The 21,769-nt window shown below is 38.8% G+C and carries 25 protein-coding genes; 5 read left to right on the top strand and 20 right to left on the bottom strand.

Annotation, left to right across the window (positions count from 1 at the left end; all coding sequences use genetic code 11):
* Nucleotides 1-147 precede the first annotated feature (147 nt).
* Nucleotides 148-558, bottom strand: a complete 411-nt coding sequence (locus CKK03_RS04460) for an RrF2 family transcriptional regulator (RefSeq protein WP_099361417.1) — start codon at nt 556-558, stop codon at nt 148-150.
* Between the two features lie 175 nt (nt 559-733).
* Between CKK03_RS04460 and CKK03_RS04455 the strand changes: the two genes are divergently transcribed.
* The gene (locus CKK03_RS04455) at nt 734-1,615 is read left to right on the top strand and encodes a sulfite exporter TauE/SafE family protein (protein ID WP_099361416.1); all 882 of its coding nucleotides are present in this window, start codon (nt 734-736) and stop codon (nt 1,613-1,615) included.
* An 86-nt stretch (nt 1,616-1,701) separates the two neighbouring features.
* Here CKK03_RS04455 and CKK03_RS04450 read toward each other — a convergent pair whose 3' ends face one another.
* Both CKK03_RS04450 and CKK03_RS04445 read right to left on the bottom strand, forming a co-directional pair.
* Entirely contained in the window at nt 1,702-2,079 is a 378-nt protein-coding gene (locus CKK03_RS04450) for a VOC family protein (protein ID WP_099361415.1), read from the bottom strand.
* A gap of 100 nt (nt 2,080-2,179) precedes the next feature.
* Nucleotides 2,180-2,899 carry a Type 1 glutamine amidotransferase-like domain-containing protein gene (locus CKK03_RS04445; RefSeq protein ID WP_099361414.1) on the bottom strand — a complete coding sequence of 240 codons (720 nt, stop codon included), beginning with the start codon at nt 2,897-2,899 and terminating at the stop codon, nt 2,180-2,182.
* 244 nt (nt 2,900-3,143) lie between these two features.
* On the opposite strand from CKK03_RS04445, the gene CKK03_RS04440 reads away from it, so the two are divergent.
* Complete coding sequence (locus CKK03_RS04440) at nt 3,144-3,776, top strand: hypothetical protein (protein WP_425432845.1); 633 nt, start codon at nt 3,144-3,146, stop codon at nt 3,774-3,776.
* Between the two features lie 50 nt (nt 3,777-3,826).
* On the opposite strand, the gene CKK03_RS04435 is transcribed toward CKK03_RS04440, so the two are convergent.
* Entirely contained in the window at nt 3,827-4,093 is a 267-nt protein-coding gene (locus tag CKK03_RS04435) for a DUF2277 domain-containing protein (protein ID WP_099361412.1), read from the bottom strand.
* 184 nt (nt 4,094-4,277) lie between these two features.
* On the opposite strand from CKK03_RS04435, the gene CKK03_RS04430 reads away from it, so the two are divergent.
* Complete coding sequence (locus CKK03_RS04430; protein ID WP_099361411.1) at nt 4,278-4,472, top strand: hypothetical protein; 195 nt, start codon at nt 4,278-4,280, stop codon at nt 4,470-4,472.
* Between the two features lie 23 nt (nt 4,473-4,495).
* Here the strand turns inward: CKK03_RS04430 and CKK03_RS04425 are convergent, their stop codons facing one another.
* The 9 genes from CKK03_RS04425 to CKK03_RS04380 form a co-directional block, all read right to left on the bottom strand.
* Nucleotides 4,496-6,016 carry an AMP-binding protein gene (locus CKK03_RS04425; protein ID WP_180271147.1) on the bottom strand — a complete coding sequence of 507 codons (1,521 nt, stop codon included), beginning with the start codon at nt 6,014-6,016 and terminating at the stop codon, nt 4,496-4,498.
* The gene (locus CKK03_RS04420; protein ID WP_099361410.1) at nt 6,003-6,836 is read right to left on the bottom strand and encodes an SDR family NAD(P)-dependent oxidoreductase; all 834 of its coding nucleotides are present in this window, start codon (nt 6,834-6,836) and stop codon (nt 6,003-6,005) included. Before CKK03_RS04420 ends, CKK03_RS04425 begins: the two co-directional genes overlap by 14 nt.
* 664 nt (nt 6,837-7,500) lie before the next feature.
* Entirely contained in the window at nt 7,501-7,962 is a 462-nt protein-coding gene (locus CKK03_RS04415) for a hypothetical protein (protein ID WP_099361409.1), read from the bottom strand.
* A gap of 68 nt (nt 7,963-8,030) precedes the next feature.
* The gene (locus tag CKK03_RS04410; RefSeq protein WP_099361408.1) at nt 8,031-8,348 is read right to left on the bottom strand and encodes a hypothetical protein; all 318 of its coding nucleotides are present in this window, start codon (nt 8,346-8,348) and stop codon (nt 8,031-8,033) included.
* A 67-nt stretch (nt 8,349-8,415) separates the two neighbouring features.
* A complete protein-coding gene (locus tag CKK03_RS04405) occupies nt 8,416-9,072 on the bottom strand; it encodes an MOSC domain-containing protein (protein WP_099361407.1) in 657 nt (218 codons plus the stop codon).
* A gap of 507 nt (nt 9,073-9,579) precedes the next feature.
* The gene (locus CKK03_RS04395; RefSeq protein ID WP_099361405.1) at nt 9,580-10,701 is read right to left on the bottom strand and encodes a M20 metallopeptidase family protein; all 1,122 of its coding nucleotides are present in this window, start codon (nt 10,699-10,701) and stop codon (nt 9,580-9,582) included.
* A 73-nt stretch (nt 10,702-10,774) separates the two neighbouring features.
* On the bottom strand, nt 10,775-11,527 hold the full coding sequence (locus tag CKK03_RS04390) for a hypothetical protein (protein WP_099361404.1): 753 nt from the start codon (nt 11,525-11,527) through the stop codon (nt 10,775-10,777).
* A gap of 5 nt (nt 11,528-11,532) precedes the next feature.
* On the bottom strand, nt 11,533-11,991 hold the full coding sequence (locus tag CKK03_RS04385; RefSeq protein ID WP_099361403.1) for a hypothetical protein: 459 nt from the start codon (nt 11,989-11,991) through the stop codon (nt 11,533-11,535).
* A gap of 115 nt (nt 11,992-12,106) precedes the next feature.
* Nucleotides 12,107-13,240, bottom strand: a complete 1,134-nt coding sequence (locus CKK03_RS04380; protein WP_099361402.1) for a zinc-dependent alcohol dehydrogenase — start codon at nt 13,238-13,240, stop codon at nt 12,107-12,109.
* A gap of 225 nt (nt 13,241-13,465) precedes the next feature.
* Between CKK03_RS04380 and treP the strand changes: the two genes are divergently transcribed.
* Complete coding sequence (treP, locus tag CKK03_RS04375) at nt 13,466-14,893, top strand: PTS system trehalose-specific EIIBC component (protein WP_099361401.1); 1,428 nt, start codon at nt 13,466-13,468, stop codon at nt 14,891-14,893.
* A 93-nt stretch (nt 14,894-14,986) separates the two neighbouring features.
* Nucleotides 14,987-15,703, top strand: a complete 717-nt coding sequence (gene treR, locus CKK03_RS04370) for a trehalose operon repressor (protein WP_099361400.1) — start codon at nt 14,987-14,989, stop codon at nt 15,701-15,703.
* Between the two features lie 675 nt (nt 15,704-16,378).
* Here treR and CKK03_RS04365 read toward each other — a convergent pair.
* From CKK03_RS04365 to uppS, 7 genes are all read right to left on the bottom strand, one after another.
* On the bottom strand, nt 16,379-16,972 hold the full coding sequence (locus CKK03_RS04365; RefSeq protein WP_099355375.1) for an NADPH-dependent FMN reductase: 594 nt from the start codon (nt 16,970-16,972) through the stop codon (nt 16,379-16,381).
* 204 nt (nt 16,973-17,176) lie between these two features.
* On the bottom strand, nt 17,177-17,761 hold the full coding sequence (locus tag CKK03_RS04360; protein WP_099361399.1) for a putative ABC transporter permease: 585 nt from the start codon (nt 17,759-17,761) through the stop codon (nt 17,177-17,179).
* 173 nt (nt 17,762-17,934) lie between these two features.
* Nucleotides 17,935-18,144, bottom strand: coding sequence for a hypothetical protein (locus CKK03_RS23960; RefSeq protein WP_099361398.1), 210 nt, complete (start codon nt 18,142-18,144; stop codon nt 17,935-17,937).
* Nucleotides 18,145-18,275: 131 nt separating this feature from the next.
* Nucleotides 18,276-19,463: a DUF2812 domain-containing protein gene (locus CKK03_RS04350; protein WP_099361397.1), complete on the bottom strand. Its 1,188-nt coding sequence runs from the start codon at nt 19,461-19,463 to the stop codon at nt 18,276-18,278.
* A complete protein-coding gene (locus CKK03_RS04345; RefSeq protein ID WP_099361396.1) occupies nt 19,456-19,776 on the bottom strand; it encodes a PadR family transcriptional regulator in 321 nt (106 codons plus the stop codon). The genes CKK03_RS04350 and CKK03_RS04345 overlap by 8 nt, the downstream gene beginning before the upstream one ends.
* Before the next feature lie 201 nt (nt 19,777-19,977).
* A complete protein-coding gene (locus tag CKK03_RS04340) occupies nt 19,978-20,811 on the bottom strand; it encodes a hypothetical protein (RefSeq protein WP_099361395.1) in 834 nt (277 codons plus the stop codon).
* A gap of 135 nt (nt 20,812-20,946) precedes the next feature.
* Nucleotides 20,947-21,708: an undecaprenyl pyrophosphate synthase gene (gene uppS, locus CKK03_RS04335; protein WP_099361394.1), complete on the bottom strand. Its 762-nt coding sequence runs from the start codon at nt 21,706-21,708 to the stop codon at nt 20,947-20,949.
* Nucleotides 21,709-21,769 lie beyond the last annotated feature (61 nt).

The following is a 21,769-nucleotide window of genomic DNA, read 5'->3' as shown; positions in this document are numbered from 1 at the left end:
TCCTTTATCAAACCATTTTACACTAAAATTCAAGGATTTTCGTTTTTTATCATAATGAATTTACAAGATTTTTACAATAACCGGATAAGAAGTGTAGCCGATTACATAGGGATGATTACTACATGGAAAAGCAGTCATCTCTCTTGTCTAGACATTACCCTTTAATAAGTCAGAAAGTGTTGTATGATCTAATAACTCTGCAACTTTATCTCTAACAAGTGCCCATAGAGGTTTTAGTAAACAACTACCTTCTAACGGACAACTTTCATAGGACGTAATACTAACACACCCCATAGGTGCTAGGGGTCCTTCTAAGTTTCGAATGACTTCTCCAATGATAATCTCATTTGGATTTCTACTTAATTTGTAACCTCCGTTAACCCCTCTCTTACTTTGGACATACCCATTTCTTTTTAGTTGCAATAATATCTGTTCTAAGTAATTAACAGGTACAAGTGTTTTCTCCGATATTGCCTCTATATTTATTAGATTATTCGTTTCTTCACCAAGACAGATTAATGCTCGCAGTGCATATTCTCCCCTACTTGAAACCTTCACAAGATGATCTCCCTTCCACCAAAAGTCTAGAGTAGCCTATTTTTTTTAGACAAAGAACCCACCCAAAGAATATGACATATCTTAGGTTAGAATCTTGATTAGATTAGTCAACAATTGAAAATTCTTCTATTCATTTCTAGTCTATTCAGGATTGTTAGAAAAAGGAGAGATAAATATGAGTAGGTTGATTATTCTGGCCTTTATAGGGTTAGCTGCGCAGTTAGTTGATGGTTCTTTAGGGATGGCATATGGGGTTACATCTACTTCATTGTTGCTAATGTTTGGAATAGCTCCAGCGGTTGCCTCTGCATCAGTTCATATGGCAGAAGTTGTCACAACAGCCGCATCGGGTGTATCACATATTCGCTTTGGAAATGTTGATAAACAAGTCGTGTATAAACTAATTATACCTGGCTCGATTGGCGCTTTTCTTGGTGCTTGTTTCTTAAGTAGTATACCAGGTGATATTATAAAGCCTTACGTTTCCATTTTTTTATTAATCCTAGGGGTTTTTGTTATTTATAAATTCCTTTTTAAAGGAAACTCCAACAGAACAACCTCAAATAAGAAATGGACAAAAAAACAATTTGTTCCACTTGGTTTTATTGCTGGTTTTTTCGATGCAACAGGAGGTGGAGGATGGGGTCCAATCGCCACTCCAGTTTTATTAACCGGCAATAAAATGGAGCCACGAAAAGTGATCGGCTCAGTTGATACGAGCGAGTTTGCTATAGCTATTTCATCTACATTAGGCTTTCTTTTAACATTGGGTTGGTCCAATATTAATTTCCAATGGGTGCTTGCCTTGATGATAGGCGGAATAATAGCAGCTCCAGTCGCGGCGTGGTTAGTCAAAATTATACCTACCAACCTCTTAGGCGTACTTGTAGGCGGCATTATTATTATTACAAATATCAGGACATTATTAGGGGCATTAGATCTTTCAAAGACGATTTCACTCTACACTTATATCGTTCTAGGAGTTCTCTGGCTTTTAGCTGTAAGTAACGTCATTGTAAAAATAAAAAAAGGGGCAAATGCTCAAAAACTATTTTAGAATAAACGAAAACAGCACAAAGAAGATCTCTCTTTGTGCTTGACTATTCTTTACCACGTTAATGTGGATACTTACCTGCTGGCCAATTATTTTTTCTCCATGACTGCAAAGTAATTTTCTTCGTTATCAGCAAAATTAAATACCTTACCAGAAGGCATCGTGACAATTTCCCCGACGGTTATATTTTTGTTTGATAAGTCGGTATGTAATTGATCGAGATTCTCCGTGAAAAACATTAAAGATGGTGTGCCAAGGTTTAAACCCGGTGACATTTTTGCTACGAATTCCTTATCATGCAGTATAATGCTTGTTTGTGCACCTTTTTTAGGAGCGATTTCAATCCATCTCATTTGACCATTATCTTCTTCAGCAATAATTGTAAAGCCTAGTTTTTCTGTCCAAAAACTCACTGCCTCATCCTGATTATTGACATATAACATAACCTGACCCAATTGACTAAACATACGTTTTTCACTCCTTTAAGTTACCCTCAATAAACTAATTTACCCTAGTTTAAATCGTTATAAACTTTCGTTACATGGTGACCTTAACGAATTTCGGTGTCTAAACTCTACATAAATCATCCCAAGTACCTAAGTATATGGTCTTTAATTCTTCTTCTACAATTTGATTATGTGTCCTTCTAACAAAATATGACTTTGCATTTGGTCGGGAACTAACCGATTTAGAGAGTTTTTCATTTACGAAGTGTAGGGCCACACCATCATCGACACCATAACCTTCTTTTATTTTTCCTTCTAGGATTAATTGGTGATAAAATGGCCTTCTTTTATTTTCACCATCATAATGAGGGCAATTACTTCCTTTTAAAAAGCCTAGACAATCCAGTTTATATAAGGGTGCATTTAAGGGATCGGTTAATCCTTCTTCGAACCAACAGATTGCTCCCGCACTAAGGCCAGCAAGAAGAATTCCATTCTCATATGCTTGTTTCAAGATAGTATTTAATCCCCACTCCTTCCATAAAAGAAGCATATTTCTGGTATTTCCTCCACCCACATATACAACATCCTGCTCCAGAATATATTTTTCTAGATTCTTAAAATTCGGTTCAAATAAAGATAAGTGGGTTGGTTGGCAGGGAAGCGTATTAAACGCCTTATAAAACCGCTCGATATAGTTTGTTTGGTCTCCACTAGCAGTTGGAACAAAACACACCCTGGGGAAATCTTTGTTTACTTGAGCCAAAATATATTGATCTAACAAAAGATTATCCGGCTCCATCGAAAAGCCCCCGCCGCCCATGGCAATAATCTGTCTCATATCAGCTATCCCTCCTAGAATGTCTTTTTATATTAATTCTCCAAACTTATCCAATTACCCTTTTCACTTCAAAATCTATCTGATTTAAATTGGACATTCACCCAGCTGATTTAGCATGAATATCCTAGTAAACATCTACATTTAAAAGGAGTGTTAACATTTGAATCGTTTTTACACACATTCCGTTCAACCTGGGGATAATCTTTGGCAGTTGGCGAGAGCATACAAGACTACTGCAGAAGAGATTTTCTCAGTAAATCCTGGAATTAATCCATATTATTTGCGGGTTGGGGAACATATTAAGGTCCCATATAACCCACTAAAAAAAGATCGTTGCATTAGCCAAGCAGAGCTTGATTATCGTAACGATATGCGTAGCATGTGGGAGGAGCATGTTGCATGGACAAGGATGGCGATTATTAGCCTAACCTTCAATTTGCCCGATTTACAATTTGTCCTTACTCGACTCTTACAAAATGCAACAGACATGGGGAATATGATTCGTCGATTATATGGTGACGAGGCTGCAACCACTTATGGAAATTTAATTAAGGAACATCTTCTGATTGCAGCTGACCTTGTGAAAGCAGCCATTGCCGGTGACCAACAAGCTGCCAGTACAGCAGAAAAAAAGTGGTTTCAAAACGCAGATGAGATTGCAAAGTTCTTAAGTGGTGGGAATCCATATGTATCTGAAGAAGCAGTACGGAAGATGTTTTATCAACACCTAAACTTAACGAAACAAGAAGCCGTCTTTATGATTAATAAGGAATATCAAAAAGACATTGAAGTGTATGATAAGATTGAAAAGCAAGCTCGTGAAATGGCAGACATGATTTCTGACGCCATGGTGCTGCTGTATCCGGATATGTTTTGACGTTTTTCCCTCCTTAAAAGTAGGAGGGTTTATTTGTTTATATTTTAATTTTATCCAAATCTTTTAGCTGACCGAATGCGCGCACGCTCAGCTTCTAGCTCACGGTTACGAGGCTCCGCACTGGTCTCCAACGAGTTCAACAATTTACTCGTAATCAAAGCTATTTCATTGATTGCTTGATTAAATGCCTCTTCATTAATCTTTGATGGCTTGTTAAACCCTGTTATCTTTTTAACGTACTGCACAGATGCAGCGTGAATCTCTTCATCAGTGGCTGGTGGTTCGAAATTAAATAAAGTTTTAATGTTTCTACACATAAGTTATCCCTCTTTTCTTTTACTTTTTCATCAGATTATAAACCTACTATACACGATAGGTCCATGTTGATTAAACTCAGTGTCATTAATTTTATCAAAATCATTCAGTTTAAAAGCAGAATATCATCATAATCGTTTATAATGAAATTTATCTAAATGAAATAGAGATCAGGTAGGTAATTCAATGAAGGTATATCTATTAAAAAAGAAGTTTAAAGGATACAAAAAAGGAACACAGTTTTACCTCGTTGCCGAATCAGAATTTATCGGAGCTAAAGAGTTTGTTTTGAGAACGAAAGATTTAGCGAATCATATATCACTTAGTGAAAATGAATTTCTAACGTATTTTACTTTTATTAAAGATTCTTCGCCGTATTAGCTTAATTCATGTGGGTTCCGCTCTCACTCCAGCTGTTTTTTATCCAGTTTGCCAAGAGGTGTGTAGGGCAATTGTTCAACAATAGTAACCTCTTTTGGAAGTTGAAATCTGGCTACTCTTGGGCGGAGCCACTCCAGTAGTTCTTCCTCTGTCAGGACTTCATTTTTTTCTGGTACCACAAATGCTTTTAAACGCTGGCCAAATTGGACGTCAATTATTCCGATTACAGCCACATCGTGAATTTGCGGGTGCTTGATTAGTACCTGTTCAATTTCAATTGGATAGACATTTTCCCCACCGGAAACGACCATATCGTCTATCCTTCCACATAAAAAATAATATCCGTTTTCGTCTCGATAACCAGCATCACCTGTTTCAATCCAGGTATGCTTTCGAATCGACCAGTCACTCTTCATACAAAGCTGACCAATCGTGCCAGTTTGGACATCCTTTTTGTTTCCATCTAAAATACTTATTTTTAATCCCGTTATCTTCTTGCCAATGGTTGTTGCCGAATACCTTAAGTCCTGTGGGGTGGCGATGAAGTTCAAGCCAGTTTCTGAGGTTCCATATAGATTGTATAGAACAGGACCAAGCTTTTGGAATGTTTCCCGTACGAGCTTTGTCGGGAGCTTTGCTCCACCTGATGCGATACACTTGAGAGATTTTAATTGTGCTGGGTTTGTTTGTAGCATTTTTTGAAGCATTAATGGGACAACCGTGACAACCTCAATTTTATTTTGATTAATTAGTTGGCAAGCTTTATTTGTATCAAACCCGCTTGTAATCACCACTTTTTTCCCTAATGGTATGAATAGTAACAGAACGGCAATACCATATCCGTGATAAATCGGAGTTGCAATGTACGCATTACGATAGTCTAAAATTCGTAGTCGCTTGATAAAAGCAACAAACGGATTTAAATAATGAAAAAGGGATGGTTTGTGTGCTGCATCCTTTGACATTCCAGTCGTGCCACTCGTTTGAAGAACAAGTTTACTCTTTGAGGTTCTTGGTAAGTTTGCCTGATTTGCCTTCGATTTTAGGAAATTACTAATCGCTGGTAAATCAGAATGATAGCTTAGGACCTTTTGGTTAGAATAGTTTTGAATGATTGTGCTCAATTCATAATCATAGATAACTAGATTAAATTTGTGTCGCTTGGCGAAAGCATCAAACTGCTGCTTGCTGATTTCGGTATTTAATAAATAGATGTCTGCTCCAACTCGTGATACAGCAAAAATTGTTTTTACGAGTGAAGCATGGTTTCTACATAATACCCCTACTTTCATTCCGGGTTGAAGTTGAGTTTTTTCGACTAAAGACTGGGCGAGTTTCGTTGATTGTTCTTTAAGCTGTTTGTAGGTTAATGTTTCAATGTCGTCTGCGAGCGCAATTTGGTCGGTAAATTTCTTTTCCGCAAACTGCAAAAGTGTCATCAAATTGATTCCGCAAGTAAAAATAGAACCGATTAAATAATACAGCCCTGTTGGGGAAAGCAGCTTTATTTTATATAAAACATAAAAAAGTCTAATCAGTTTCATTTTGCTTCCCCTTCTTTGAAAAATCTCCTAGATTCGTTAGAAAAACAGAGGCTAGTTGTCCAAAAACTAACCACCATGGTTGGTATTTTTTCCTGCGCGAATACATCGACTTACAGATTATTTTTGCTGCATGCTTCTGTGACATAGCCGGCACGTTTTGATAACCTGGTGTGGGCTCAATCATTGGTGTTCGAACCAGCGGTAAATAGATGGTAGTAGTTGCGATTTTGTGTTTATGCAACTCGGGCAAAACCGATCTGAGCCATACATCAAATGCTGATTTGGATGCCTGATAGGCTGCGAAATATGGAACGGGTGCTAACTTGGCGTTGATAGTCGATACATTAATAATTTGCCCATTGCTATTTTGGAGCATTGGAATTGTTGATAATACTATTTTAACAGGCGCAAAATAGTTAATCGCCATTGTTCGTGTAAAATCATGAAACCGATCAAGAGATTCATAGATGGAGCGTCTGATGGAAAGGCCTGCGTTGTTGACGATGATATCTAAGGTATGGTGATTGTGTAAGAAGGTTAGAAAGTTGGCGAGCTCGTCCTCATTTCTTAGGTCAGCCTGAAAAATGCTCACTTTGGCTTTTTGCGTTTCAATATCGTTTTTGATATTTTCGAGCAAGGCGTCTCTTCTGGCGACTAGGATGAGATGGCATTGGATGTACGCTAATTGGTAAGCTACCTCTTTGCCGATACCTGAACTCGCACCAGTGATGACGATTGTTTTTCCAGTTAGGTGGGCTTGGAGCTTCTCTTTATTTAGGTTAGTAGGGAAAAACAAAAGTGATTTTAGCATTTTTCGCATTTTGGCACCTTTTTCGTTTAGTGTTGTTGGGATGAAGGACTTTTATCGGGATTGGGCAGCTCGTTTGGGTCTTCATCGGGCTTATGAAGAACCTTTCAGCTTGCCGTGAGATTAGTTCGGGCTTTCATTTAGTTTTCGATGATTTATGACCAAGTCTAGTTGCTCATGAAGACCATAATTTTCCTCTTTTTAGGAGGTTGATAGCAATCTAGACTAACTGGAGTATCATCATTTTCCTCTTTTCAGGAGACTGATAGCAATCTAGACGAACTGGAGCATCATCAATTTCCTTTTTTTAGGAGAACGGTAGAACTCTAGACGCCCGCGAGTAACATCAGTTTCCTCTTTTTAGGAGGTTGATAGCACTCTAGACGACCTGGAGTATCATCAATTTCCTTTTTTTAGGGGATTGATAGCACTCTAGACGACCTGGAGTACCATCAGTTTCCTCTTTTTAGGAGGTTGATAACACTCTAGATGCCCTGTAGTATCATCACTTTCCTCTTTTTAGGAGGTTGATAGCACTCTAGACGACCTGGAGTACCATCAGTTTCCTCTTTTTAGGAGGTTGATAGCGCTCAAGACGTCTCTAGACATCTTGATGACCACCGGAATCCTTTTCTAGAAAACTAAAGGACTCTAAGTGGGCAGCACAACAAGAAAACTAGAATTCTTTTATTAAATAAACAACTTCCTTTTCTCGCTCAACTTTGAATGTCAGATCATCTTCTACATATAAGACTGTTGCATACTCGGAGAGTGTTTCTCCTGATAAAGAAATTCCATAACCGACATTAGACGGATATCCATATACGTAGCACACTACTTTTCCATCCTTCAGAAACACGATTTGGTTCATGCCTTCGTTCACGGTTTCCTGGATTCGGTCCCACTTGTAGCCTACTGTTTCATAGATTGTATCCTTCGGTGTGTACGGGCTGAAGGAATAGACCTTGTCCCATTCGAATGGTGTAACCTCTTTTAAATTTATCGTTTCAACCGATTGTTGGATGGATACGACTTCTTCTTGAAGTATATCTTCATTCTTCTCCCATAAGTCCTTTTTAAATATAAGAAATAGTATCACTATGATTCCTAGAAGGACGATTGTCTTTTTGTACTTCATCAAACTTTCACCTCCACACATACTTCCACAAAAAAGGGCATTAATCCTGCAAGGATTAATACCCGAAACTACTCTAAATATCGTTCAATTGTGAACCAGGCATACAAGCGAACTATGGGAACCAAAAGGGCAACTATTCCGACAAACAGAAATGCTCCACCATCTAAAAATAGAATCATAGCTAAGACAAAGGCTAGAATCGCTTTAAGATTACCAGAGAACCCATTGATCGGTTCATTTCCAACAAATAGTGTTTTCCTGCCTTTTAATGTTCTTGAATAACACTGGTCATGGTAATTCGTGATATAGAAGAAATACGTTGCAACTACAAGATTGTTTTTATCTGTGATTTCTGCCGCACATTTTTCACAAAAAATGTTTTTCACCGTATCATCCCCCCGATAAATATGTTACTTTGTTTACGACTATTTCCATAAAAAGGGTTCATTCTATTTAACGTGGGTGGTCTAGTCTAGTTAATCGCTCGTCTAGTATCTCTTTCCACTCATCCGCCAGTTCTTCGACCGCCAAAATCTTGTTGATCCCTTCTATATCTCTTGGCCTCTTATAATAAATCTCATTTGCTTCAAGGATAGAGACTTGATTTGGATTTCGTTCTTCTAACGAAATCGTAGAATCCTTTTGTACGGTACCTTCTTTTAATACTCTCGCCAAGTAACCAGTAAAGCCCGTTTGGACCATCATCTTTAAAAGATAAGGATTGTTCGTCCTTTTTGTAATGGTGCTACACGGTATTCTTCCTTGGGTGATTTGAATAACTGCGTCACCAATTTGATAAATGTCCCCGATACATACATCTTTTTCTTCCATATGCGTTAGGGTTAAATTCTCCCCAAAGGTTGGAAGTGGAAACTGAACTAAAAATTCACTTCCCCATAATGCGTAATGTTCATACGGGTAAAAACATACTGCACGGTCAGGACCACCATGGTGCTTTAAATCAGCTACTCCATCTCCACTGAATCCGTCTTTGGTTAAGAAAGCTTCTTCCACTTTCTTTTTTCGGATTGCCGTTATGACTTCTTCATTTTCTCCGTATTTCATTTTTTCGGGCAGCCCAATTGAAAAATTCTTAATTTCGATTGTCATCACTATTTTCCCCTCACTATTAGTTTCTCTTTATGGATTCCTCCATCAGCCGATTCCGTGGACACTGTTACCTCAAATTCAGAAAACGAATCATATATGGCAAGTAAATATTTTTCTCATAAAAATGCACCCCTTTTTCCTAGAAGTTCCACAAGGTTGAAACATTTCCCTTCTAGGATTCTATTTTAAAAGGAGGTGCTCTTAGAACAATGTTAAATGTTCATATTCTCTATTCCAAGGATAAACGGTAATAGGAAAACAATAATTCCTACGATCATAATGATGGTACCGAAAAATTTGTTTGAGAACACATCATTATAAGCCACGCCTTGTTTTAGGAACAGATCGAGTAAGTTCTGCGCTTTCCCTTTAAATATGAGGACGCCAAAAAATATAAACATTAATCCAATTAACCATACAAAAAATACTTCAACAGGGATTTTTATCATCTCCTAGTAGAAAGATATTTACTGTTTCATACGGCTATCCTTTGTAAAAGTTACAGAATTAATCCATTCCAACTAGTCCTTTAAACACTTCTACCCCGATTTCAATAATTTCATCGCGGAAATCATATTCGTAGGTGTGAATGGATGGATGTTTCTCGCCATTTCCAATATAAAAATAAGCACCTTTTACAAGTTTTAAATAATGGCCATAGTCTTCTGACGCACGGTATGGTGAAGTTAGCTCACGTAAGGGTAGTCCTTTCTCGGTTGCAACACGGCGGACATTAATAACCGATTCCTCATGATTGACGGTTTCTGGAAACTCATCCCGATACTCAAAGCTAACGTTAATGCCATGCTCTTTCCCAAGTTGAGTCGCAAGATTCTCGATACTTTGCTGAAGGATATTTAGTTCCGCCTCTTTTTCCGCACGAATGGTTAACCGTAGAACACCCTTATGGGCTGAAATTCCATAATTCTCCGAGCCGATATCTACTTGAATGATCGTGCATAGAACCAGCCCGTCATATTTTTCAGGTGAAGTTAACCTTGGTAAAGTCTCAATGATTTTAGCGATTGCAAAAGAAGGATTGACTCCATCTTCAGGCTGGCTTGCATGGGCAGGTGAACCAACCATTTCAATGGACATCCCTTTTGAAGCACAGTGGGCTGTCCCATCGATCACATGCACGGCCTTGAATTCGATGCCCGACATATTGTGGTAGCCGTAAATTTCATCGACTCTTTCTTCAATCATTATTTCAGCGCATTCAATACCACCTTGCCCTGTTTCTTCTGCATGCTGAAAAAGGAAAATGATATTTTGATTCGCACCTTTTTGATCAACCTCAAGGGAAAATCCAGCTAGAGTGGCAGAATGACCGTCATGTCCACATTTATGTGATACTCCTGGATTTTTCGATTTCCATGGAAGTTCAATCGTTTCAGGAATTGGGAGGGCATCAAAATCAGCTCTAAATGCAATCGTAGGTCGGTCCTCACCAACTGCATATTTCGCATAAAAATATTTACCCTTGTCGATAATTTCAATGTTTGTTGTATGTTTTTGAAGAAAGTCGATCAAATGCTGTTTCGTCCAAACCTCTTGATAGGACAATTCGGGACGCATATGTAATTCATGACGCAACTGAATCGCCAACTTTAGATTTTTCTTATCCACTGTACTCTCTCCCTATTGGTTTTCCACTTCTCAACATTAGTTATCCTGCATAGCTTCATTAGAGCGGCAGCCGTTATTCATTTTCGTTATCCCGGAGTTTCTCTTTTTGTTCCTTTCGATAAAGAAGTCCTTCGTAAACGGATTGTTGAGGATTGTCCTTATCGTTTACCCAATCGGTAGATATTGAGTTATACAGATTACCCTCATTAAATTTATGTCCCGTAAACTCAAGAGGAATCTCCGCTCGAAATACGTCATAACCGCTACCCCCATCCACTTTTCTCATACTAAACGGATGGATATTCAGGAAGTCTACTAAAGCACCCGTTATTTTTTCGGACATCTCTTCCATATTTTCTTCATTTAGATCTGTAATGATAAAATTGGTTGTTTCTAGATACCCATTGAAATCCCATAAATTTGAATATTGGCCTTTCTCGATAAAAGCAAAATAATCTTTTATTGCTTTTTCCTTATCTATCGAGATACCAAAATGTTTTTTATACAGCTCTGGTGCATAATGAAGAAACGCAACATCCATATAATTACTATTCATTCCAACGACCGGTAATCCTCCTGCATCCCCTTGATAAAGGTAAGCATGAAATTGCAACTCAGGATTTGACTTGGGTGCTACTAGCAAGACATCATATCCTTCATCATTTACACCAACCACTTCAATGAATTCAAATTCTTCTTTATAATCACGCTTTAAATCCCCTAACGTAATCTCTACATTTTTCTTCCCACTTTTTGGTGCACAGGCTGCCAATATAAGGATACACATTAAAATGACAGCCCATCTCCCCTTCTTAAAATTAAACATCATCATTACTCCTTCAATTTATATGAAACTATCAATTTTGTATGTGGTAAATACTCAAAAGAAATATAACGCCCCATATGTTTGCTCTCAATTTTTGTTGATTCAAACCATTCACCGTTAACTTCCACCTCATTGGCCCAGTCTTTTCCAAGGTCATCTACATATTCAATGAATCCTTCTTCAGAAAGATAATCTCTTTGCATGACATGTGGTAAATCTTTAACATACGGAACGCTTACATATCCTAAAAATGCGGCAACAATTGCAAACGCAAATAGCGCCCCCGTTAACTTCATAAAACTCTTAACATCCTCAGACGGCTTACTCTTTTTATTTTTCTTAGGTTTTGTCTTTCGTTCACGAACTGCCTCAATTCCTAATGCCGTTATAATCCAAGGTATGATAATAATGGCCATCAGAACAACAGCCAAACAAAAAATAATCGTGAACCAATAATACCACATTCGATATTCACTCCCTCTGCCTATCCCTGCTAAATACTGTTAATTCCATTCTACTGAAAATTTGGGATTGAATAAATAAAAAATCGACGAGTGAAACACTCGTCGATTACATTCTTTATGGTTTTAAGATAACCTTGATACAGTTGTCTTCCCTGTCGTTGAAAATTTTATAGGCATGGCTTGCTTCATCTAGCCCTACCTTGTGCGTGATGATATCGGTAGGATCGAATTCCTTGTTGACGATTTTTTTGTAGAGCTCTGGCATGAAATGAACGACCGGAGCTTGTCCCATCTTTAATGTGATGTTACGAGAGAAAAATGCACCTAATGGGAACATATTATAGTTCGCTCCGTATACTCCCGTCAACTGCACTGTACCGCCTTTTCGAACAGCCTTTGTAGAAATTTGAATCGGGCCAAGTGTTCCACCTTGTAGCTTTAGCTTTTGCTCAATCAATTCGAGAGGTGATTTTTTACCGTCCATTCCAACACAATCAATTACGACATCAGCCCCGCCACTCGTGATTTCCTTTAAATGCTCACCCATGTCATCGTGCTGCGTAAAATCAAAAATTTCTACTTTGTTCGTAGCTTTTGCGTGTTCCATTCGGTAACCGATATAGTCCACCGCGATAACACGTTTGGCCCCTTTCATCCAGGCAAATTTTTGGGCCATTAAACCAACCGGTCCACATCCTAGAACGATGACGGTATCTCCCTCTTTTACGCCTGCGTTCACCACACTCCAATAGGCGGTTGGTAGAACATCACTTAAAAAGAGTAAAGCCTCATCTTCTAATTCACAGTCTTCTGGAATTTTAAAAGGAGTAAAATTCCCAAATGGAACTCTTAAGTATTCCGCTTGGCCACCTGGGTGATCCCCAAACTTTTCTGAGTAGCCAAAATAGCCACCTGAATCGTAATGAGGATTCGCATTATCACATTGACTTTCTAATTCATGTTCACAGTAATAACACTTTCCACACGCAACTGTAAAAGGAACAACAACACGGTCGCCCTTCTTTACATGAGTGACGTCAGGACCTACCTCTTCAACAATTCCCATTGGCTCGTGCCCTATCACATAGCCGTCTGGTAAAGGGAAATTCCCTTGATAAAGATGGAGGTCAGAGCCGCAAATGGCGGTTGAGGTGATGCGGACAATCACGTCATCGCTTTTTATAATTTTGGGGGCTTCTACTTCTTTAACCTTTACTTTATATGGATTTTGATACGTAACAGCCTTCATATTTACACTCCATTTCTTGATCGGTTTACAGGTTATTTTTTACGTCATGAGGGAAGTTATGCTATAAGCGTTTTGGCATAAAAATCCTGCGTTCGTAAAAGCTAAAAAATGCCGAAATAAAATAATTGACATACTTGTATATACAGGTTAAACTGAAAACGTAATCACAGCTTGTATATACAGGTTGTTTAATGAAAATATCCTTTAGTTTAAGGGGGAAAAAACATGAGTAAGTACACAGATCCTGCGAAGGAACTGCTGGACCATATTGGTGGGAAAGAGAACGTTGCCGCTGTCACACATTGTGCAACAAGAATGCGCTTCGTTTTAAACGATCCGAAAAATGCAGATATAGAAAAAATTGAAGGTATCGGGCTAGTAAAGGGTACTTTTACACAAGCAGGACAATTCCAGGTCATTATTGGAAATGAAGTCTCTACTTTTTATAATGAGTTCGTCAAACACGCTGGTGTTGAAGGAACGAGTAAGGAAGAAGCAAAAGTTGCCGCTAAGCAAAACATGAACTGGCTTCAACGCATGATGGGACATTTAGCGGATATTTTTACACCGCTTATTCCAGCCCTTGTCGTTGGGGGTCTGATTTTAGGTTTCCGAAATGTCATCGGTGAGATTGATTTAGTTGATAACGGTACAAAAACAATCGTGGAAACCTCTCAATTTTGGGCTGGTGTTCACGCATTCCTTTGGTTAATAGGTGAAGCTATCTTCCACTTCTTACCAGTAGGAATCACTTGGTCGATTACGCGTAAAATGGGAACCTCCCAAATCCTTGGAATTGTGCTAGGAATTACGCTTGTATCTCCTCAATTACTGAATGCATACGCAGTTCCAAATGCAGAAGAAATTCCAGTTTGGGATTTTGGATTCACAACCATTGAAATGATCGGATATCAAGCACAGGTTATTCCAGCCATTTTAGCTGCGTTTGTACTTGTTTTCTTAGAGCGTTGGTTACGTAAGATTTCACCAAATGCAATCTCAATGATTATTGTTCCATTTTTTGCACTCGTTCCGACTGTCTTAATTGCTCATACTGTTCTTGGACCAATCGGTTGGACAATTGGTTCTTGGATTTCTGATGTTGTATACACAAGCTTAACTTCAGCCTTTGGTTGGTTATTCGCAGCAATCTTTGGATTTGCCTATGCACCGCTTGTTATCACTGGTTTACACCATATGACAAATGCGATTGACCTTCAATTAATGAGTGAGTTTAATGGAACAAACCTATGGCCAATGATTGCCTTATCTAATATTGCTCAAGGTTCTGCCGTTCTTGCAATGATTTATATTAATCGTAAAAATGAAGAAGAAAAACAAGTTTCCATCCCAGCATGTATCTCTTGTTATCTCGGTGTAACAGAGCCTGCGATGTTTGGTATTAACTTAAAATACGGCTTCCCGTTCCTTGCCGCGATGCTCGGCTCAATGATTGCAGCCATCATCTCAGTAGGTAGTGGAGTTATGGCCAACTCAATCGGAGTTGGTGGAATACCTGGAATTTTATCCATCCAAGCTGGTGACTGGCTAATGTTTGCAATTGCAATGGGTGTTGCGGTTGTCGTGCCATTTATATTAACTGTCATCTTCGCAAAAGCTAATGTTGGTAAAATTTCATTCGGTAAAAAATAATAGTTGTGGGAGGGGAAAATTCCCCTCCCTTTTTTCGCATTAACGCGGTAAAATGAGAATAATTAAATATTTACATCGATTGGGGATTCTTTCATGAATAATAAGTATCTAACAATCTATAGCGATTTAGTAGAAGAAATTAAAAATGGAAACATCAAAGCGAATAGTCTTTTACCTTCTGAAAATGAATTAAAGGAAGTATACAATACCTCTCGCGAAACGATTCGAAAGGCATTGAATCTGCTTTCACAAAATGGCTATATTCAAAAAATGAAAGGCAAAGGCTCTATCGTGATTGACGTGAATAAGTTTGATTTTCCAGTCTCAGGGCTTGTGAGCTTCAGAGAGCTATCGGAAAAGATGGGAGAAAAGCCGATAACGAATGTGCATGAGTTGACGGTCGGTAAGCCAGATACATTCATTAAGCAACAGCTCCAACTCTCTAGTAAGGATCAGGTGTGGAAGATCATCCGTACTAGGGAAATGGGCGGCGAAAAAATTATTTTGGACAAGGATTTTATTTCGCGAAAGTATGTCCCGGAGCTTACGAAGGAGATTTGTGAGGAATCGATTTATGCCTATTTGGAAAATGAACTGAAGATTACCATCAGTTTTGCAAAAAAGGAAATTACGGTCGTGGAGCCAACAGACGAGGACCGCGAGCGACTAGATCTTGATGGGTTTCATAATGTCGTTGTTATCAAAAACTATGTGTATTTGGATAATGCGAGCTTATTTCAATACACAGAATCCCGCCATCGCCCAGACAAATTCCGATTTGTCGATTTTGCAAGGCGGATGCATGTGTAGATCGTAGTTGGTTTTTTTATCTGGGGCTAAGTAGTGTGAATCAAGGCGGTTGTGAAGTTCTCAATGTGGTTTGCTGGTTCGTATATGGATAATACTGGGAGATTGCGTGCTAGTTAAGGCCGTTATCTGGTTCACATATGGATAACTTTAGGCGATTGCATACAAGTTTATCCAGTTACCTAGTTCAGAAATGGATATTACTAGGAGATTGCGAACCTGTTTAGGCAGTTATCTAGTTCGTATATGGATAACTTTAGGAGATTGCGTGCTAGTTAAGGCAGTTACCCGGTTCACAGATGGATAACTTTAGGAGATTTCATACCAGTTTATCCAGTTACCTAGTTCGGAAATGGATATTACTAGGAGATTGCGAACCTGTTTAGGCAGTTATCTAGTTCGTATATGGATAACTTTAGGAGACTGCGTGCTAGTTAAGGCAGTTACCCGGTTCAGAAATGGATAACTTTAGGAGATTTCATACTAGTTTATCCAGTTACCTAGTTCAGAAATGGATATTACTAGGAGATTGCGAACCTGATAAAGCAGTTAGCCGATTTACAATTGGATAATTATAGGATATCGCTTTCCAAAAGGGCTCCAACTGGACCCCTTTTTCAATTTGTCCCACACAAAAAACAGGATGGCCCTTTAAAGGCTCATCCTGTTTTTTCGTTATTAGCGAACTGTTTTTAAAGCTCCGCTCCAAGATACAACTTGGTCTAACATTAAGTTTACGTTGTCTAGGTGTAGATCTTGTGGTTTGAATTCTGAACCATTTTCGAAATCTGTGAATAATGAAAGTGTTGGATGTGTACGAACGTCCGCGATCATTAATTCACCCATGATTCCACGTAGGTGTTCAGCAGCACGTGCTCCACCAGTTGAACCGTAGCTTACGATACCAGCAGCTTTGTTGTTCCAAGCTTCACGAGCTAAGTCTAACGCATTTTTCAATGCACCAGTGATAGAGTGGTTATATTCTTGAACGATGAATACGAATCCATCAAGATTAGCTAATTTTTCATTCCAAGCAGCGATTCCAGGTGCATCAGCCTCACCTAGGAATGGTAATTTGAAGTCTGCGATATCTACGATTTCGTAGTTTGCATCTCCACGCTTATCAGCGATTTCTTTTACCCATGCTCCTACTTGAGGACTTACGCGTCCTTGACGAGTACTACCTAAAATAATACCAATGTTTAATTTTTCGTTTGACATTACTTGTTCCTCCTTTTGTTGATTACCAAAAAGTTTATCTAATAAACCCATGATGTACTCTCCTTTTTATATATTAAAGGATATTTTTGTAAAATACCTTTAATTTATTTATCTCTGAAGTAAATATCTTAACTTCAAGATAAATCTTATAACAAAACAATTTTCTTGTCAACCAAAAGACTTTTAAATAATTCAGGATTTTTTTCAATAAATAAAAAAAGACCAAATCAAATTTGATTTGATCCCAAATGCTATTTATCGAATCGGGTTGCCTGCACGTATTTTTTCTGGAATATGTCTTCTAATCGCAAATATAAGTTCACCAAGAAAATACAAGGCAACTGTAGGCCAGATCAAAGCCCAGAACCCCCCGACAGCGCCATAAAAAGTGACAAGCATTGGATGAACATACGCTAGGCACAAGAGAGAGAGCGCAATCCAACAAATGGAATAGGAGAAGCAAATATGTCCTTGCAGTTGGAGCTTATGGCCTGAGTAGTCCCACCATTTCCGTCCGAAAAACCACTCAAGTAGGAATCCGCTGCAATATTCCACTAACGTTGGGATTAGAAAACAGAGAGTCAACACGAGTAACCAATGCATATCTTTTCCGATTAAAAAAACAAGCAACATAGGTGCGAACCCGTACATGGGCTTAAATGGCCCGAAGAAGAAGTTATCCTTAAAGAACACTCGCTTCCTTGCATAGCTATAGCTATTTTCCAAAAGCCAACCGAAAAATGAATAAATGGTAAAGAAAAAGACAATCGCCATCACTCCATCCCAGGAAAACAGGATCGGCATCTCAAAATCAAAACCACTAACTAAACCCTGAAACATTCACAAATCACCTCAAGGAAAATATTCCTAATTAGGATTAGCACACTCAAATGAAAATATACAAGTGTAATGTGGATTATCAGATCCCTGATAAAACATCATCACCCATCCCCCCAAAAAAATAGCGCCCGGTTCAATTTAATAGTTACCAGGCACTGCTTTTATCGGGTACGTTAGCGTGACGCTTTTGGAGGTTGGCACACGTCACATTTACGTTGATGATTATTTTTAAATTTTGTAAATGTCTTTTCAAAATTGTTCCCACATGCACATTTAAATAATAATTTTTGAGAAAAACCGTGATATTCTGTCGAGAGCAACTTGCTCTCGGAATTTTTCTCAACAAATTCGTTAATTTTACCGATTGTCCATCGTTTATTCATTCTTATACACCTCATATATTAGTTCGCTAGACCAAGTCTTTTCTAAGCATCCGTTCTACTTAGCCTCTAATTATAGCATGTACTGAAAAGGAATTAAATATGGGACGAGGGACCTGTCCCCGCGACCCACCTCAGTTAATCTTCTCTTCTACGTTTTCTATTACGGAATCAATATCCGCATAACCATGATAACGAACATACATGACATTTTTATCTTTTGACGCGAATACTTCTTTCATTTCCTCATCTTCGTGAACAATCAAAAGGTCAAAATCTGGATGCTGCTTTTCAACATACTCTTCAACGGCATTTTCATGCCTATACCAATCTATCAAATCAAACACTAGATTATCCGCAATCGCTGGAATACTGAGTTGATAAAAGTTTGTAGAAATACTTGGTGAATATTCACCGCTTCCGTCCTTCCAAGTCTCCCCTGGAACTACTCCGTTTTCGTCTGTTTCATATTGAACGGGTGCAAACGGACTCCAGTTATATGAAATCCGATTCGACCAGTCCACATTATCGCTCATATATTCAGATTCTCCACGAGCTAAAGCAGGGTTCTGCTCGACATCTGCTAATCTCACAATCGGTAAGTTCGGACTCTCTACTGGCAATGTTTTCACATCCATTTTAACCAGTTGTGTGAAAGGAACGATAGCAGTGTGGCCTGAAACGACCATAAAAAGAAAAGCGATCACCGTATTTATTCGATGGTGCTTCTTCCATGGGGCATGATGATCAATCGGTTTTCCTTCTATTAATTTCTTTCGTAATGCACGAATGGAGATGGCTGCTCGTAGGGAGTTAAAGGCCTGATATCCAATAATAATAGATAAAATTGTTTGTACAAGAACTGTCCCCTCAACCAAATGGTAGATTGGTGCACCACCAAGAAACCAAATTGAAGATGCCATTCCCATGATTAAAAGCACTGCAACAACAACAAAACGAGCAGTTGAGGCTAATTTTTTGTCCAGTGCCTTTAATGTATACGATTGCTCGGCAGGGTCTGTATGTAGCTCTGGTGCCTCACGCTCTACTGGTGATGAGAATACATGGAAACCTTGATAGCCCGTTACATAATCCCATCCACTTTCCGCATACATCTCAATCTGTTCGGGTTTCATATTTCTTTTCATTGAAACATCGATTCTATATCGCATTTGTTTTGGCTCACCTTTAACAAAATGAGCAAGATGAATTCCCATCCTTTTAAAATGGTATCCCTTTGCTGCCATGTCAGCAAACCAACTTTCATGCTCCCCAATTCGCCAATAATCACTAGGACGAAGTTTACGGACGATCTTATTCATGTTCGTCACCCCCCTCTAAAATCTTCCCATCCTGAATCTGGGATTTTAATCGACTGTACTCCATTCGTAATGCTTGCTCCCCTTCTGGCGTAATTTCATAGGTTTTTCGTCGCCCATCATCTTCTGCTAATGAAATCAGGCCGTCCTTCTGCATCCGTGAGAGCACTCCGTATAAAGTTCCTGGGCCCATTTTTACCCTACCATTCGAAACATCCGTAATGGCTTGCATCAGCTGGTACCCATGATTAGGATGCATTAACGCAAGTAAAACATAGTACATCGCTTCCGTCATTGGCCCCCCATTATATGCCATTCCTTCCACCTCTTCTTTCGTGGGACACAGGTCCCCTGTCCCAAATGGGATGATAATCTGTCACCACATCTTACACCGTTATTATGTACCTCGATATTATGTATCGCGATATATCGTATGGCATAATAGTACTTTAAAAAGTATCTCATGTAAACTATAAAAAAAGCGATTGCATTCATTTTGTTGCAATCGCAAAAGTAATTAAGTCTTTTTAGGTTTAGGTAAACAATCTTCCTCAGGCTTTATGTGAACCTGTTTCCAAGGCTCATTTCCTGCTTTTCGAAACTGGGCAATTTCAACATCAGTTCCATTCGTTAATGTAAAAAAGAGAATACAATAATCTGCTCCATCCTTACCATGGAAGCAAATCGTTTTCATGTATCCATTTTTCATCGTTGGGTACAAATGCTGAATCATTTTACACCATTCGCCATATTTTATTCCTACTACCGATTCTGCATCGTGGTCCCAGCCATGATATGGGGCACATAAAAAATCTTCTCCAGTCTTACTTATATCCGAAATGCGAAAGCCTTCTTTTTCGTGTTCCAACTGGATAAATCCATAATAATAGCCAAAATACTCAACCATCAGGTCTTCCCGCAACTCTATCGTTTCAATTTCATAAAAAAATCTGATTTCCCTTTTTCCATCTGGCACTCGACAAAGCTTTAGCAAACTCGTATGCCCGATCCCAGCAAACGAATCTATATATTTTTCATAGCTTAGTTTATTTTGATAGGCTTTGGACAAAAAATTATAGGCAATTGGAAATGGCATCTGACCGTTACCGATGGAGCCGCAACTCCTTTTTCCTACACTTGCTGCCTCTCGTAAAATACTAAAATAGTTGATAAGTGTATCTTCAGGGGTTCTCGTCAATTCTTGTGGTAACCGGATTTGGTCATATGTTTTATCATAATAAGGATCGAAGAACTTCCAATTATTAAATCTTAGATTTAAAGCTTTCAAGCAAGATGGACGAAAATACTTTTGATGATAAGAATTGATGTCCATTTGATTCCGATTTCGCATATTCATCACCCTGGTTTCAGTTTATGAGCGAGTGTAGGAAAGGTGTTTTTCATCAATCTTCAACAACAAAAAAAGGTACATAAAGGACAGGTCCCATGTCCCAACTGGGACGAGGGATGTCCTTCGTGTACCATTTTATACTCCGCCATATCTTCTTTTGCGTTGTCGGTATTCTTGTAATGCATTCATGAATTCATCCTCATCGAAATCTGGCCACAGTACATCGGTAAACCAGAATTCGGTATAGGCCAGCTGCCAAAGGAGGAAGTTGCTCAGGCGTTTTTCCCCGCCGGTGCGAATCAGTAGGTCCGGCTCTGGCAGATCTGCTGTATATAGGTATTGATTAAACTGCTGTTCATCAAGATCATCAAGACTCAATTTATCATTGTTAATGTCTTTAAGCATTGTTTTCATGGCAAGGAGTAGCTCATGCCTGCTTCCATAGTTAAGGGCAAAATTCAGCAGAAGTCCGTCATTGTCTTTCGTCCGTTCGATTGCATACTGAATCGCTTCACGTGTATGGGACGGGAGATTCTCCATATCACCGATCGCCTCAATCCGTACATTGTTGGAAATAAGTTCTGGTAGATAAAGGTGAAGAAACTCCTTGGGCAGCCTCAAAATAAATTCTACCTCAGGCTTTGGACGCTTCCAGTTTTCCGTGGAAAACGTATATAAAGTCAAAACCTTCACATCAAATTTAACTGCGGCCTTTACGGTCTTTAAGACGGCCGAAATCCCTTCCTTATGGCCAGCAACTCTAGGCAAGCCTCGCTTCTGAGCCCAACGGCCATTCCCATCCATAATAATTGCAATATGTTCCGGAGTTTGACCTTCAGGATAATCGAATGATTCTTTCGCTTGCTTCTGATTAAAAAAAGGAATTCTCATTGCCATATTTTTAACTCCTTAAAAATTAGTTTTTCCAGTGGGTCGTAGGGACAGGTCCCTCGTCCCA

The organism is Fredinandcohnia onubensis (assembly GCF_002734215.1).
GTDB lineage: Bacteria > Bacillota > Bacilli > Bacillales > Bacillaceae_L > Ferdinandcohnia > Ferdinandcohnia onubensis.
This window is presented reverse-complemented; position numbering and strand designations above follow the sequence as displayed.